The following is a 12,652-nucleotide window of genomic DNA, read 5'->3' as shown; positions in this document are numbered from 1 at the left end:
TCATGTATGCCGACGAGTTCCTTGTCTTCAATCATCCCAGAAATCGTTTTAAGTCTGGATAGCGGAGTGCGAAGATCGTGCCCAATCGCCCGATACGATTTGGTCTGATCACTCAAAATGCGATCAATTCGTTCCTGCATCGCGTTCATTGCGTGCGCCAGGTCCCGAAGGTCTCGAGGTCCCATTTCAGCGACCTGGACCTTGCCCCCCTGACCAATTCGCTCGGCCGCATCAGTAAGGCTGCGCAACGGCTTTGCAACCAGATACAAGAGCGCCAGACCGATGGCCAGGAATGCAGCCGTGATCAGTGTAGTGAGAACCATGGCTCGCCAGGCAACTGGCCACATGCTCGTTATGTCCCGCGAGACGAAGTTGAGCCAGGTTCCATCGTCCAGCTGCAAGGAGCCCTCCAGATCGCGGCTGCTTTTGTTCGACTGAGATGTCGATAGATGGAGAGGCCTTCCGGCCAACGACGGCTCCCATGCTACGATGTCTTTACCGATGCCAGTCAGCATTTGGTCATCGCTCGAACCTTCAACGCTCGGCTCTGGCGATATGTCGACGGCGAGGTATTGCGTGGTCATGTTTGACGCCATTTGATCGGGCGCAAGTTTGTGCATTCTCTGTCCCACGACGAGGAGTTCGGCGACGCGCCGCGCGTGGTCGTCCTGGAGCGTCTGTCGATCAATAACTTGATAGAATCCGAGACTGCCGGCGAGTTGGATGATGCCAAGAGCCAAAAATACGGCTGCGACATAAACCCCAAATCGGTGAGCTTTAAAGCCGCCAATCGGTGAACGTTTCAAACCTCTTCATCCATTACAGGCCATTCTGGCTACAGTTGCGAGAGTCCTTCGCAAGCTTTTTAGCGGTGAAGAGAATTATAATAACACTTGCGCCTGATATTCTGCTGAACATTTTCTCAGTAGGATCATGATGCTGCTGAAAATCGCCTCTGTGACCGGAATTAGAGTAGGAAGCCGAACGGCAGCTTATCGCGTTCTCGATGCCACCACCGGACTGACCACTTCAGGCCCAAGAGCCGCCGCTGATCGATTAAACTTTCGACCGCCGGTATCCTGCCGCGATAGCGTCCGCTTCGGAACAGAATATCTCTTCCGGTCTAGTCTGCTCGTAATACTGCATGCCGGGGAGATGATAAATCCAGTCGCCGCGCCTGCTGCGGTTCCCCTTAATGTCGCATGCAGACGAGGAGGACCTATTCGTTCTGCGCGCCGATGCTGTCGCCGGCGCTCGGCTCGCTTCTTTCGCCGCGATCCGGTGTTGCTCGGGCGGGGCGAACTCCGAGTTCCAAATCCCCACCTTTGCCGAACGTGCGCGATGCTCCTGTGCCAGGTATTCGTCGGTATAGGCGCGATATGCTGTTGCCCAACCATACTCGACCATGGTGGCGTTCAGGTTCCTTCTGTTCGCCGAGCATGTTCCGAGAAGCCGACTATACTGGTCTACTTCCTCTCCTTGGCAATACACCGTCTGGCCTGCAATCATGCTATCTAGCTGGCGCTTGGCTTCCTCACCGCACGCCCAGGCTTGGCCATCCCGCTGGCAACTTTGGTCGAGCTCCGGTGCGTCTATACTAGCGAGGCGTATATGCTTGCCGTACACGACGATAGTATCGCCATCGACCGCGTGTGCTGGACCGCTGACTACTTCCGCATGGGCGGGAGCGGCGAAGGCGACGAGCAGTAAGACCGGAAGGGTGCGGGTGCGCATGGGCGCAACGTAACTCACCTGCGTAAAGAGATCGTAAGTGGACATTACGGTCCAAACGACGGGCCGATGCGTATGTCGCGACTGCTGCACCGCGAACACTTTAACCGCCGTTCGACACCCGCCATCTGCTTCGACCATCCGCGCCGCTGGCAGACCAACGTGACCTCCAGCGGGTTCAGGACAGCCATGTGGCGGCATACGCTGCAGTCCACACGAAGAGCGTAACCATGACGCGTGTAATCGGCGATCGTGTCGAGGCGCTTGGAACTCACGGCTTGCGACGCACCGACCAGACAAGGGCGGCACATGCGGTGATGATGCTCGCGATCGCGGCGAGCATCGGGGCGCTAAGAACAATCATGGCTATCTCCGACTCGATGATCGGCTTTGTTCCATATTTGTTCCGTGTAGGAAAATGATCAATTGCGGCGAGGAGACGGCAGTCCTCACTAGCGTATTATAATCTCGACGGCTGCGCATAGTACCGACCCCCAGTGGAAACAGGACGCGCTTCGATAATCTGTTCGATCTGAACCATGGCAGCCATAGCAATGCTCCATGAGACTCGACTTTTGGCGGCAGAGGTGGCTCAAGCGACTAAGTAACTGACACAATGGGAGCGCTTGAGTGCCGGGAGATCGGTCACCCCTCACCGAACGCCAGAAGGTCGTGGCGTCCATGCTAGCAAGACGTATGACCATTAAGGAGATCGCTGCCGAATTGCAGATTTCAGACTCCGGCGTGAATAAGCATATCGCTGCACTCAAACGACGCTTCGAGGTCAATGCTTTGAGCGAGGTCGTGGCGGCTTGGCGAGCAAGCAGCGAAGAGCCCGCCGAAGGGTTAAGTAAACCGACATGTATAATTCCTCACCTCGCGGCAAACGGTATCCACACGGCATCTCACGGGCAGAAGGAAGCGGGTGACTTCGAGCTGGCCGATAGCGGTGCGCCGTTGGATTGGCCGGGACTGAGACAGCCGCAGATCCTTCCGAGGTGGCTTGAGGGACGCAATCCCGTCATACGCCGTCTTGCTGCAGTCTTCGGGATCATGATTGCTTCTCTGGCGGTCATTATCCTGGCCATTACGGTCCTGAAGAGCATGAGCGAGATGGTAACGGGAACAGAGCCCGACCTCGTTCTCAGGGATGCCTCTGCCGACTGAGCCTCGGCAGGGGGGAGAAATACGGTAATGGAAAGTGCAATAGTGCAGGATGCCGTGCGCATCCGCGAACAGCTTCGCGAAAGCGAGGCCCAGTCCGACGAGTTGCTTCTCGGGACTGCTGAGCTGATGAAGCGAATGATCGCGGCGCGGCGCAACCCGTCGGTTGAACCGCATGCAGGCCAGGTCGCGCTGATGCGGCTGGCAAGTGCGCAGCGCAAAATGATTGCCAGCGCCAACGACATATTTCGGGTTCACGATGAGCTCAGCCAGCTGGCGGTCGAGACCGGTGTGGCCGACGAGGACGGGACGACCCCAAAACGGCCGAGCGCCATAGACACGGTAGAACGAGAGCTCAAAATTTCCACCGAAGCTTGACCGATGACCGGCGGCAACGAACGATGGGGCGATGCTCGATACGATTCTAGACATAAAGGCCGACGTCCAGCACATTCTGCTGGTGCTCCTTGCCGTTGCCGCCTGGCGGTATGGCGCCGCTCCCGAGCGACTGTGCACCGCAATCCTTATGGGGATTTTGTGGCTCGGGGACGTCGGCAATCACTGGCTGTTCGACACCAGTCCACGTTTCACGGCCGTCGAGACCGGACATCTCGTCCTCGATCTGACGGCTTTCGCAGGGTTGCTTGTCATTGCGGTAATGGCCAACCGGTTATACCCGCTTTGGCTAGCCGGACTGCAGGGTTTGGTGGTCCTCACGCATTTCGCGCAGGGGCTAACCGCATCTGCACCGCTGGCCGATTCCATTCTCTCGATCGCACCGTTCTACGGTCTCATCGCCATCTTGGCGGGGGGCATCTTTGCCCATCGGCGACGCAAGCGGCAATTCGGGTCCTACGCTGTATGGACAATTCATCCTCCGACTGCGCGCCGGGAGCCACGGCGTCGATTATAGGACGCCCGGTCGATCTGCATGATCGCCATCTCAGCGCATTCCTCCGTAGCCAGCTGGGCGGACCGACCGAGCGTTTGTGCGCCCTATACGCAGGAGGCGACCGGCGGTGGTGTCATGCGACTAGGTTCCCGCAAGGCCAGGGTGCCGGCGTAGCCGTGCGCCTCCGGGTCCTTGTCGAACTCGGCATTCGGCATAATGCGGTCAGCTTTCTCGTCGCCCATGGACACCCGTCTGGTAGAGTAGATCCAAGCGTGCAGGACATCGCGGCAACCCGCAAGCTGCTTACGATTGCCAATGCTATCGATCTTTTCCTCCTCGATCATCTGATCGTTGCCGGAAATTGCGTCTTCAGCATGAGAACGGGAAAACCGCTGTGAGAACGCTCAGCGCGGACGATGAAACACGCCTGGCGCTGATCGTGCAGTTGGCCTCACAACTCTCGAATAACTCAAGTCGCTGCGAGTGTAGCGCTACACATATCCAAAGCGAAACCATGACCTTCGAACAGAATGCGCAACGTCTGCAGCTTGCAGCTAAAACGGAATACGAAACTAGGGGTCTTCGAACAATGTACTTCGGAGACGAATTTTTCGGCGAGCCTGCCTGGGATATCCTACTCGATCTCTATATCCAACAGACCCAGTCTTGTCGGACGTCCATCACGTCGGCGTGTATCGCTGCCCGAGTGCCGCCGACGACCGCATTGCGGTGGATAGGATTGCTTCATCATGCAGGCCTCATCTGTCGGCAACGCGATCCGGAGGACTGCAGGCGCTCGTTTCTTGAGCTCACCGTGAAGGGCTTCTCGAAGATGGAAGCATATCTGCAGAAACGCTGTCAGACCGTCCCAGTCACCCAGGGAGTGGCAGCAAAGCCCAGTAAGCGCCACCTGCGCTCGGTCTAACCGCACTGTTGGATTTTGCGGCTGTCGGCGGCACGACGTTACTGGCTTTGGCTCAGGTAACGATAGCATTCGATCTCACAATGTCTTTGTGAGAGCCTCACTGGTCATCACCAGAATTGCCGGTGGGCTAGTACTTGCCAATTTCGGCGTCGTGTTTCTCGGGGCTATCGATTAATCGACTAGGCGGGCCTATGGGACTGTCGCAAGACACCTTTGCGTGAGAGAAAGGAATCCGATGGGCAGAAGACAGTCCAAGACAGCTACCTTGATCGAGTTTGTTCTTTTGATGGTCTGTCACTTAGGATTGCTCGCGATTACTGTACTTTCCCTTTCCAGATGAGCATTCGGAGAGTGTGCTGAGGCCTGGCAGACTGTAAATTCACGATGGACGTGTCTCACACTTTCTCATCCGCCCGACGCGCTCATTTCAAGATCTCGAAAGCGCTCCGCTCGCGGTCAACTCTTATTTGAATTGGATCGGGCGCTTAGCACGCACTGCGCCGAATACGCCTCATTCCAGGATGCAGAAATTGTCAGCAGCATACCAGAAGCGTGCGTAACATTTACCGATCAACTGGAGGTCACCTTGCGGCGACCGCGAGAGCGTCCGGGCTTGCGTTCGAGCCCGATCGTAACGGCCAGTTCGCGGCGCGTCTCTGCATCAGCGGGCGCTACCATTGGATAAACAACGGGCACCCCAACGTTCGCGGTATTCTTCGGGTTCATATGTTGGTTAGTAATCAGATACCGCTTTATCTTCATCGACGAGAAACGGCAGATCGTCCGGGCTGATGCCAGCGAGTTCAAGGTCGTGCAATCTCAGCGCGGCGCAACTGAACGACGCCGAGTACGGGAGGAGCAGCGCCGATCTATTGTGGTCAGCGGGGTATCGATTTCAAATGGACGGCGATGGTGACCGGGTAGCTTTTCAGCCATACCTTGAACGGTACAGAATCGGGCTTGTATGTATCGCGTGCACCTCGACTAGGCCTAGCAATCGCAACTCTCGCAGTATTGCCGCCGAGGGCCCTCGAGGCATTCGTCCCAGTCGGTGTCGCCGACGGGACGAATGATTACACCGGAGTGTCTGAAAAGATAGAAATGGTGGAATCAACCGCGGGTCGCACCCTCTCGGATAACCTGCCGACCCTCTTCCAAAAAGCCGAGGCTGGCAGGAAGCCCCTGCAGCAATTCGTTTAACGACCTCGCTTCTGGATCCGCGCACCCGCTGTCGAATACCAAGGTATGCTCATCGTCCTCCGTCTGCCAGGTTATAGTATAATCGGTCGCATCTGTCCTCGCATTAGCGCAAGGAAACGTTCTGTCGGATGCCGGCTCAAACGGTTTTAATGCCGAGCGGATTCGTTCAGCCTCAATTCTAGAAACCCTATGCTTTGCAGTGCCGATGAGTTGCGTGTGCCGGATTCCTGTAAATCGCGCCATGTCATCCGGGAAGAGAGACAACTCATATACCGGACAGAATCCAAAGCATGGACCAGCGGTCACGGTTACCGTCTGTACATCGGATGTAGCTGTCGGGAGAGTGGCGCATGCGCCAAGGAGTAGACAAGAGAGTGCTGCCAATTTTCTCAATGATTATGCCTTTCGTTTATGAGTGTCAGTGCTGCCGAGCGGGTGATAAGTGCCAAGTGGACGCCGCAGCCTTTTCTTGCGATTAACCTACCTGATGCTTCGCAAGTTTTCGGGCCAAGGTCCGCCTATGCATGCCCAGCCTCCTCGCGGTTTCTGAGATGTTGAAATCGGATTCGAGCAACGTCCGATTGATCAACTCTGTCTCGAAAACCTTGATGCTCGTTGACCTTGAACAATCACGAATCTTCGTTCGATGGGACGACCCGGTCAAGGATGCTTCAATTTCACTCGCGGAGCATGGTTTGAGGAGAAAATCCTTCGCGCCCCTGCGCATAGCCTCGACTGCCAGCGCGATACTCGCAAGCGAGCTGACCATTACTAGCGAGATCTCGTGATTGACTTGGATGAGATCGACGATCGCGCATCCGTTGCTGCGCAATCCCAATTTGACGTCGACGATTGCAAGATCAAACCGTGGTCTACCTACTTCGGTAGTAAGTTGGGTGCATTCGCTCAGACTAGTGACGGAATAGCCCCATCTCCGAAAATCGTCAGTTAGCCTCAAGCGAAATTCGCTGTCATCATCTAGAATGAGAAGGCGCCTTGCAGGATTCAAAACGTTCTCCGACTCCAATTTCCACAGACCATCTAGGGGTATCTCCGACATGGTCGGACAAGTTCGAGGAAATTACGATTGTCGAAGTGCGCTGCCTATCAACCAAAGGTAGAGGTGCGAAATGCCGATACCGTTAAGGGCAATCCATTGGTGGCCGATAAACGTCGAGCCTTTTTGCGGCTCGGATCTTTCCTGCTCGAGCGCGACAATGACAGGTTGCTGTCGCTAGTCGAGGGTTGGAGTTTAATTCGAGATGGGAAGCCGCAGCTCGAAAACAGCGCCTCCCTCCGGGCTGTTCTTCCCTTCGATAGTGCCTTTATGTGCCATTACAATCGTGCGCGATATGGCGAGCCCCATGCCCATTCCCTCATCTTTTGTCGTGAAAAAGCCATCGAAGATGTGATTGATCGAGCTTTCACTTATGCCGGGCCCGGTATCCGTTACGTTGAGAGCGATGTGGCCGTCATCGATGAGCGCCGTTTCGACGATAATTCGTCGGGCCCTGGGGACAGGAACTGAAGCGATAGCCTGGCTCGAATTGACAATCAAGTTGGCCACAACCTGTTGTAACTGAATGGGATCCCCGAGGACGGGCGGAAGATCCGGCGAGAGGCTTAGGGCGATGGAAACGCGGTGCTTTAATGACTGATGGCGCACCAACCGAACTGCTTCGCGAACCACGTCGTTGATTCCGAACTCGCAATGTTGGCGCATTTGTGGTCTGGCTAGTGACCGAACCCGGTGCACTACTTCACTAGCCCGTCTCGCGTCCTCGACAATGCGTGAAACGCGGTTCTTTGCTTGGCAGGTGTCCGGCTCGTCTCGGTCAAGCCAACGCATCGCAGCATCGCCATTGGTGGCCATTGCCGAAAGGGGCTGATTGATCTCATGCGCGATTGAAGCAGTCAACTCGCCCAAGAGTGCAAGACGTGAGGAGTGCGCAAACTCACTTTCGATGCGGCGCAGATGTTCCTCCGCGTGCACACGGTCGGTTATGTCGATCATCGAAATGTATGTGTACCGATCTGGTTGCGTATCAGGCGGAAAGGTCATGGTGAAGAGTACGTCGCGGAATTCCCCATCCAGAGTTCGCATCCGTATTTCCTCGACGAACTCTTCGGCCCCTTGGAATTTGGCGACCAAAAGACGGCGAAATGCCTGGCTGTTACCGTCCCAAAAATATTCGACCGGGATTCGCAACTCTTCGGGGTTCCCCCTGCCGAACTTCTGAGCGGTGAGAGCGTTTACATCGGCAACTACACTTTCTCTCATCGCTTGCTCGACTATCTCCGGATGGGCTTCGAAGTATGCGTCTATGTCGGTCACGCCTTGTTGCTTCAGGGCTCGGAAGAGGTGGAAGCTAAATTTCCCGTCAATCTTCCAAAGGGCTGCTGGCAGTTCGTCAAAGGATTTCCGCGCCTGATGTCGGGCGGCCTCCAGTTCCTCACGCAAAGCCTCTGCGCCATCAGCGACTGTCCAAGCTAGGCAAATCACGCTCGCTGAGCTTCGTATAGCGCGAAGGTCAGCCTTGAACTTCACACCTGAAATCGTGATCATGGGCGCACTTGCGATATGTACGATGTCGTTGAGCCCTGCATGGAGCACATTCACCAGGGTGTCATCCGATGCGACCAACGATGAAAGCTCTCGACCGCAAAGATCATTCAGCGAATTCGCCCCGAGAATGGATATGGCTGATGGCGAGGCAAAGGTGATCGTCGCTGAATCGAACCCCGATGCTTCGTGGATCAGGAGACAAGGTAATGTCTCGATCGCCAATCGCCCGAGAGCATCGCTGTGCAGTCCAGTAATCAAATCGCCCCCATTTGCAGATCGCAGTGATTTGCCAGCCAATCATCTAGACCCGTGCATCGGCGTTGGAAATAGCCTAGCCTTTTGTATGCTGTCGCGTGAGCTCGATCGAGCGTACCTACAGTGAACTGCGAAAAATGCTGTGCGATTGGCTATGGTAGGAAGATGGGAGCTGAGTGATGTTCGACCGTGTCGCCCACGAAGAACCGGTCGTCCACGTTATTGATGATGATGATTCCATAAGAGATTCGATAGCAAACCTGCTCTTGTCGATAGGACGATGCGCAATGACGTATCAGAGTGCGGTGGAGTTCCTCGAGGTAGCAGATCGTAGCGTGCCGGGGTGCATCCTTACCGATGTCCGTCTGCCTGGAATGAGCGGATTAGAGCTGCAGCGGCGGCTTCTGTCTGCGGGCAACAATATGCCGATCATACTCATGACCGGCTTCGCTGACATTCCGATGACCGTCCGTGGCATGAAAAACGGTGCACTCGATTTTCTCCTGAAGCCGTTGAACGAGCAGAACATATTAGAGGCACTCGACAACGCGTTAGAGCTAGACAAGAGGCGTAGAGCGCAGGCGGAGGAAGATAGTGTCTTGCGCGATCAGTATGAGGCCCTCACGTCGCGCGAGCGACAAGTCTTGGCTCTTGTTGCAGCAGGTAAGCGGAACCGCGAAGTTGCAGAAATGCTGTCCCTTAGTGAAATCACGATCAAGATTCATCGGTCGACCACGATGCGTAAACTTAATGCACGTAATTTGCAGGACATCGTGCGAAAGCACGAAAGTATCCAACGGTTAGGGATTGACGCAACCTTCCCTAGCCAGACGCAATTGGCATGAAAAACACATCTCCGGGTTGTATAGCGGTGGTAGAAGACCATCCGTCGCTTTGCGACGCAATTGTCAATCTTCTCGAGTCGGTTGGACATGATGCGAGGGGCTTTCACTCAGCGGAGGATTTCCTCGAGAGTGGAGTTGAGAGTGACACGCGCTGCCTGATTACCGATATTCAGATGCCGGGCATGGATGGTTTCGAATTAGTGGCGCTTCTGCGTCGTACTCGTCCGGACCTTCCAGTCATCTTTATGACTGCAAGAGATGAGGCGGACCTAATGGCCAAGGCTGAAGGAATAGGGTTCAGAGAGTTCTATCGTAAGCCTCTGAAAGATTCCGATCTGCTCAACTGTGTTGGCGACTGCTTGGGGGAATAAATACCTGCACCGATGAGGGTGGGGTTCGCTCGTGGCGTCGCGCTCGAGATTACATTTCGACTGATGTGCGAAGTGCTTCAGGAAGTGCATCCCAAAGCCTAATCAGATCGGCCAGTGAATCGACGCCTGTCTTTTTCATCAGATTGCCGCGGTGAAGTTTGACAGTAGCCTCATTGATATGAAGCTCGAACGCGATCTGTTTGTTCAATAGGCCCCGGGCTAAAGCGGAGAACACCTGCCTTTCACGTCGCGTGAGCCTGCCGAAGATTTCGCTACTTTCTCGCTCGCTCCGCTGCGCAGTCCACCGTTCAACATCCAGTCTGATCGCACTCTGCACAGCGTCCAACAACGCTTGAGAGCGCACAGGTTTGGTCAGAAAATCGACTGCGCCTGCCTTCATGGCCTGAATGGTCATGGGTACGTCGCCGTGACCCGTGATAAAAATAATCGGGTAAGGTACTCTCTGGGAAACCAGCTCAGATTGGAGATCAAGGCCGCTAAGCCCAGGCATTCGAATGTCGAGGATGACACAGCCGGGCCGGTTGGGCAGGTCGGCTTGGAGAAACTCCTGGCCGGATTCAAATACGAGAAACGGGATGCTAACGGTTTCAAGCATCTCAGCCATCGCAGCTCTCATCGTTTCGTCGTCATCAACGATAAACACGAGTGGTTCATCATTCTCCTCGATCTTCATGTGACTTATTCTTGCCCTCTAGATTTCCCAGTCCCTGCACCTGTGTTTAGTGAGTTTAAGGATGCAGTGATACCCCGTTAGCTTCCCGACCAAACTGCCAAGTTGATGTCGGTGGTCGAGGCTGGACAAATATTGTCTCAGGATTGGAGGCGACAAGATGCAGGCAGAACCCTTGACGCTATTGCACGCAGAGTTGATACTAATGTAGCAAATATCGATAATACCAGAGCACAGTCTGCAGCTCGACGCCGGAAGAGCGCCTCTCGATCATGACGCCTCAATCACCTCCACAGGATAGCGAACATGGCTCCCGAAGTTCGCCGGAAGAGGGCATTGCCTGGAATTGTTCTACTGGCCTGGGAACGCTGAGAGTTCCGGATCTATCTGACGAGAGCATAATCATTTATGATCCCGGTGGCATGATCCGCTACTGGAACCCCGCCGCTGCCTCGTTGTTCGGTCTGCCCGCAGAGACAGCGATCGACGAAATTCCAGAGGAACTGCGCGTCACTGAATGGTTGGCCCGTATCCAGATACGTGAAGATCAAGATGTTTGGCGCGGAAGGGTGCGCCGACCGCATGCATCTGGTGGGGAAGTCGAGGTTGATGTTCGCCTGACTGTAAGGCGCGATAGCTCTGGCGATGTTTCAAGCTTGGTCGAATTCGCTACGGGGGCGGCGCATTACCTCGAAGTGCAAAGCTCTCGGGCAGGCTTTGCAGATAAGTGCTCGTTAGATGATCGCTTTAGAAGATTGCTCCAGAACATTCCGATTCCTCTCTTGGAGGTCGACGCAAGATGTGCTGGCGAAGCTTTCTCGCGCCTCAAAGAACAAGGTATCACGAACCTTTCCGATTATCTCGCGACCAACCCAGGATTGATCGACTTCACGCGGAATGAGGTCAAAGTCACTCAGGTTAACAAGGCTGCAGTGGCGTTATTTGGAGCGAAAGACGAGAATCTGCTGCTCGGCCCAGTCCGTTATTTGTTCGACGGTACTCCGGGGGCGGCTAAGCGGGTGATGGAAGCTCGATTTTGCGGCATGCGAAATCACGTTGAGGAACTCAAGCTCAAAACTCTCGACGAGCGTCTGTTGGATGTTCTCTTGTTGGTGACTTATCCAAGACCGCCGGAGAACCTCGACACCACCTTCATCATGTTACTCGATATCTCGGACAGGATTGCTGCAGAGGCCGAGATCAGAAAACTCCAAGGCGATTTCACTCATGCATCTCGTATCGCAACTCTGGGTGAGCTTGCTACTTCAATAGCGCACGAGGTTAAGCAGCCGCTCTCAGCCATAATGTTGAATGGTGAAGCTAGCCTCAAGTGGCTGAACCGGGAGGAGCCCAATCTCGACAGGGTGCGTTTGCTGACGGAACGGATGGTCCAGAGTTCAGAGCATGCCGACCGTATCATCAATCGTATTCGCTCTATGGCAACCAAGCAAGAACTGGAGTGGGAGCTCGTCTGTCCCAATGAGATCGTACATGAAGCCATGCAATTTGTTCGCCATGAGTGCGTAGAGAAACAGGTGGAGGTGCACGCGGCCTTGGACGACGACCTGCCATTCATCATGGGAGATAGGGTCCAACTTCAACAGGTGCTGGTCAACCTTCTTTTGAATGCCGTGCAGGCCATCGATCTCGGAAATTCTTCTTTCAATCGACGCATCGACATCATCACGGAAAGAACTCGTGACGATCAGGTCGCCATCTCGGTGGAAGACAGCGGTCCCGGGATCAATCCAGAGATCATCGATCATCTTTTTGAAGGGTTCTTCAGCACCAAACCGAACGGAATGGGCATGGGGCTGGCAATCTGCCGGACCATCATCCAGGCACACAGCGGCGAGATCGTTGCAGGGCGTTGTAACCTAGGCGGTGCCCTTTTCCGCTGCCAATTGCCCTTGGAACTGCAATAAGGTCTGTCACCCTAACCCCACGAAAACCGAGCCTAGTCTTTTGTATGGCCCGGCCTTGCCCTCTGTTCGCTGCCCAGGAGGGTTGCT

At 55.0% G+C, this 12,652-nt stretch carries 15 protein-coding genes; 8 read left to right on the top strand and 7 right to left on the bottom strand.

What is annotated here, in order from left to right; translation table 11 throughout:
* Window positions 1-806: HAMP domain-containing protein (locus K3177_RS15125; RefSeq protein WP_221598907.1), on the bottom strand; the 806-nt coding region annotated here is incomplete at its 3' end.
* Between the two features lie 250 nt (window positions 807-1,056).
* Window positions 1,057-1,779 carry a thermonuclease family protein gene (locus K3177_RS15120; RefSeq protein WP_221598906.1) on the bottom strand — a complete coding sequence of 241 codons (723 nt, stop codon included), beginning with the start codon at window positions 1,777-1,779 and terminating at the stop codon, window positions 1,057-1,059.
* A gap of 182 nt (window positions 1,780-1,961) precedes the next feature.
* On the opposite strand from K3177_RS15120, the gene K3177_RS15115 reads away from it, so the two are divergent.
* From K3177_RS15115 to K3177_RS15615, 5 genes are all read left to right on the top strand, one after another.
* Window positions 1,962-2,153, top strand: coding sequence for a hypothetical protein (locus K3177_RS15115; protein WP_221598905.1), 192 nt, complete (start codon window positions 1,962-1,964; stop codon window positions 2,151-2,153).
* A gap of 208 nt (window positions 2,154-2,361) precedes the next feature.
* Window positions 2,362-2,898 carry a helix-turn-helix domain-containing protein gene (locus K3177_RS15110; RefSeq protein ID WP_345725418.1) on the top strand — a complete coding sequence of 179 codons (537 nt, stop codon included), beginning with the start codon at window positions 2,362-2,364 and terminating at the stop codon, window positions 2,896-2,898.
* Window positions 2,899-2,925: 27 nt separating this feature from the next.
* The gene (locus K3177_RS15105; protein WP_221598903.1) at window positions 2,926-3,273 is read left to right on the top strand and encodes a hypothetical protein; all 348 of its coding nucleotides are present in this window, start codon (window positions 2,926-2,928) and stop codon (window positions 3,271-3,273) included.
* A gap of 31 nt (window positions 3,274-3,304) precedes the next feature.
* Entirely contained in the window at window positions 3,305-3,808 is a 504-nt protein-coding gene (locus K3177_RS15100; RefSeq protein ID WP_221598902.1) for a hypothetical protein, read from the top strand.
* The gene (locus tag K3177_RS15615) at window positions 3,757-4,185 is read left to right on the top strand and encodes a JAB domain-containing protein (RefSeq protein ID WP_221598901.1); all 429 of its coding nucleotides are present in this window, start codon (window positions 3,757-3,759) and stop codon (window positions 4,183-4,185) included. Before K3177_RS15100 ends, K3177_RS15615 begins: the two co-directional genes overlap by 52 nt.
* Before the next feature lie 1,097 nt (window positions 4,186-5,282).
* Here the strand turns inward: K3177_RS15615 and K3177_RS15090 are convergent.
* From K3177_RS15090 to K3177_RS15075, 4 genes are all read right to left on the bottom strand, one after another.
* Entirely contained in the window at window positions 5,283-5,519 is a 237-nt protein-coding gene (locus K3177_RS15090; RefSeq protein WP_221598900.1) for a Ros/MucR family transcriptional regulator, read from the bottom strand.
* A gap of 303 nt (window positions 5,520-5,822) precedes the next feature.
* Window positions 5,823-6,218, bottom strand: a complete 396-nt coding sequence (locus K3177_RS15610; RefSeq protein ID WP_221598899.1) for a DUF6438 domain-containing protein — start codon at window positions 6,216-6,218, stop codon at window positions 5,823-5,825.
* Window positions 6,219-6,387: 169 nt separating this feature from the next.
* Window positions 6,388-6,972, bottom strand: coding sequence for a response regulator transcription factor (locus K3177_RS15605; RefSeq protein WP_221598898.1), 585 nt, complete (start codon window positions 6,970-6,972; stop codon window positions 6,388-6,390).
* Between the two features lie 192 nt (window positions 6,973-7,164).
* Entirely contained in the window at window positions 7,165-8,700 is a 1,536-nt protein-coding gene (locus K3177_RS15075) for a sensor histidine kinase (protein WP_221598897.1), read from the bottom strand.
* Between the two features lie 212 nt (window positions 8,701-8,912).
* Here K3177_RS15075 and K3177_RS15070 point away from each other — a divergent pair, with 212 nt between their 5' ends.
* Both K3177_RS15070 and K3177_RS15065 read left to right on the top strand, forming a co-directional pair.
* The gene (locus K3177_RS15070) at window positions 8,913-9,578 is read left to right on the top strand and encodes a response regulator transcription factor (protein WP_221598896.1); all 666 of its coding nucleotides are present in this window, start codon (window positions 8,913-8,915) and stop codon (window positions 9,576-9,578) included.
* Window positions 9,575-9,949: a response regulator transcription factor gene (locus K3177_RS15065; RefSeq protein WP_221598895.1), complete on the top strand. Its 375-nt coding sequence runs from the start codon at window positions 9,575-9,577 to the stop codon at window positions 9,947-9,949. Before K3177_RS15070 ends, K3177_RS15065 begins: the two co-directional genes overlap by 4 nt.
* A 49-nt stretch (window positions 9,950-9,998) precedes the next feature.
* Here the strand turns inward: K3177_RS15065 and K3177_RS15060 are convergent, their stop codons facing one another.
* Entirely contained in the window at window positions 9,999-10,643 is a 645-nt protein-coding gene (locus K3177_RS15060; protein WP_221598894.1) for a response regulator transcription factor, read from the bottom strand.
* Window positions 10,644-10,912: 269 nt separating this feature from the next.
* Between K3177_RS15060 and K3177_RS15055 the strand changes: the two genes are divergently transcribed.
* Complete coding sequence (locus K3177_RS15055; RefSeq protein WP_282099676.1) at window positions 10,913-12,565, top strand: PAS domain-containing sensor histidine kinase; 1,653 nt, start codon at window positions 10,913-10,915, stop codon at window positions 12,563-12,565.
* Window positions 12,566-12,652: the final 87 nt, after the last annotated feature.

This window comes from Qipengyuania pacifica, assembly GCF_019711555.1.
GTDB classification, from domain to species: domain Bacteria; phylum Pseudomonadota; class Alphaproteobacteria; order Sphingomonadales; family Sphingomonadaceae; genus Qipengyuania; species Qipengyuania pacifica.
This window is presented reverse-complemented; position numbering and strand designations above follow the sequence as displayed.

Excerpts from the sequence above, each read along its gene's own strand:
- K3177_RS15070 (WP_221598896.1), top strand. The coding sequence starts at position 8,913 with ATGTTCGACCGTGTCGCCCACGAAGAACCGGTCGTCCACGTTATTGAT.
- K3177_RS15060 (WP_221598894.1), bottom strand. The coding sequence starts at position 10,643 with ATGAAGATCGAGGAGAATGATGAACCACTCGTGTTTATCGTTGATGAC.
- K3177_RS15065 (WP_221598895.1), top strand. The coding sequence starts at position 9,575 with ATGAAAAACACATCTCCGGGTTGTATAGCGGTGGTAGAAGACCATCCG.
- K3177_RS15605 (WP_221598898.1), bottom strand. The coding sequence starts at position 6,972 with ATGTCGGAGATACCCCTAGATGGTCTGTGGAAATTGGAGTCGGAGAAC.
- K3177_RS15120 (WP_221598906.1), bottom strand. The coding sequence starts at position 1,779 with ATGTCCACTTACGATCTCTTTACGCAGGTGAGTTACGTTGCGCCCATG.
- K3177_RS15115 (WP_221598905.1), top strand. The coding sequence starts at position 1,962 with ATGACGCGTGTAATCGGCGATCGTGTCGAGGCGCTTGGAACTCACGGC.
- K3177_RS15615 (WP_221598901.1), top strand. The coding sequence starts at position 3,757 with ATGGACAATTCATCCTCCGACTGCGCGCCGGGAGCCACGGCGTCGATT.
- K3177_RS15055 (WP_282099676.1), top strand. The coding sequence starts at position 10,913 with ATGACGCCTCAATCACCTCCACAGGATAGCGAACATGGCTCCCGAAGT.
- K3177_RS15100 (WP_221598902.1), top strand. The coding sequence starts at position 3,305 with ATGCTCGATACGATTCTAGACATAAAGGCCGACGTCCAGCACATTCTG.
- K3177_RS15105 (WP_221598903.1), top strand. The coding sequence starts at position 2,926 with ATGGAAAGTGCAATAGTGCAGGATGCCGTGCGCATCCGCGAACAGCTT.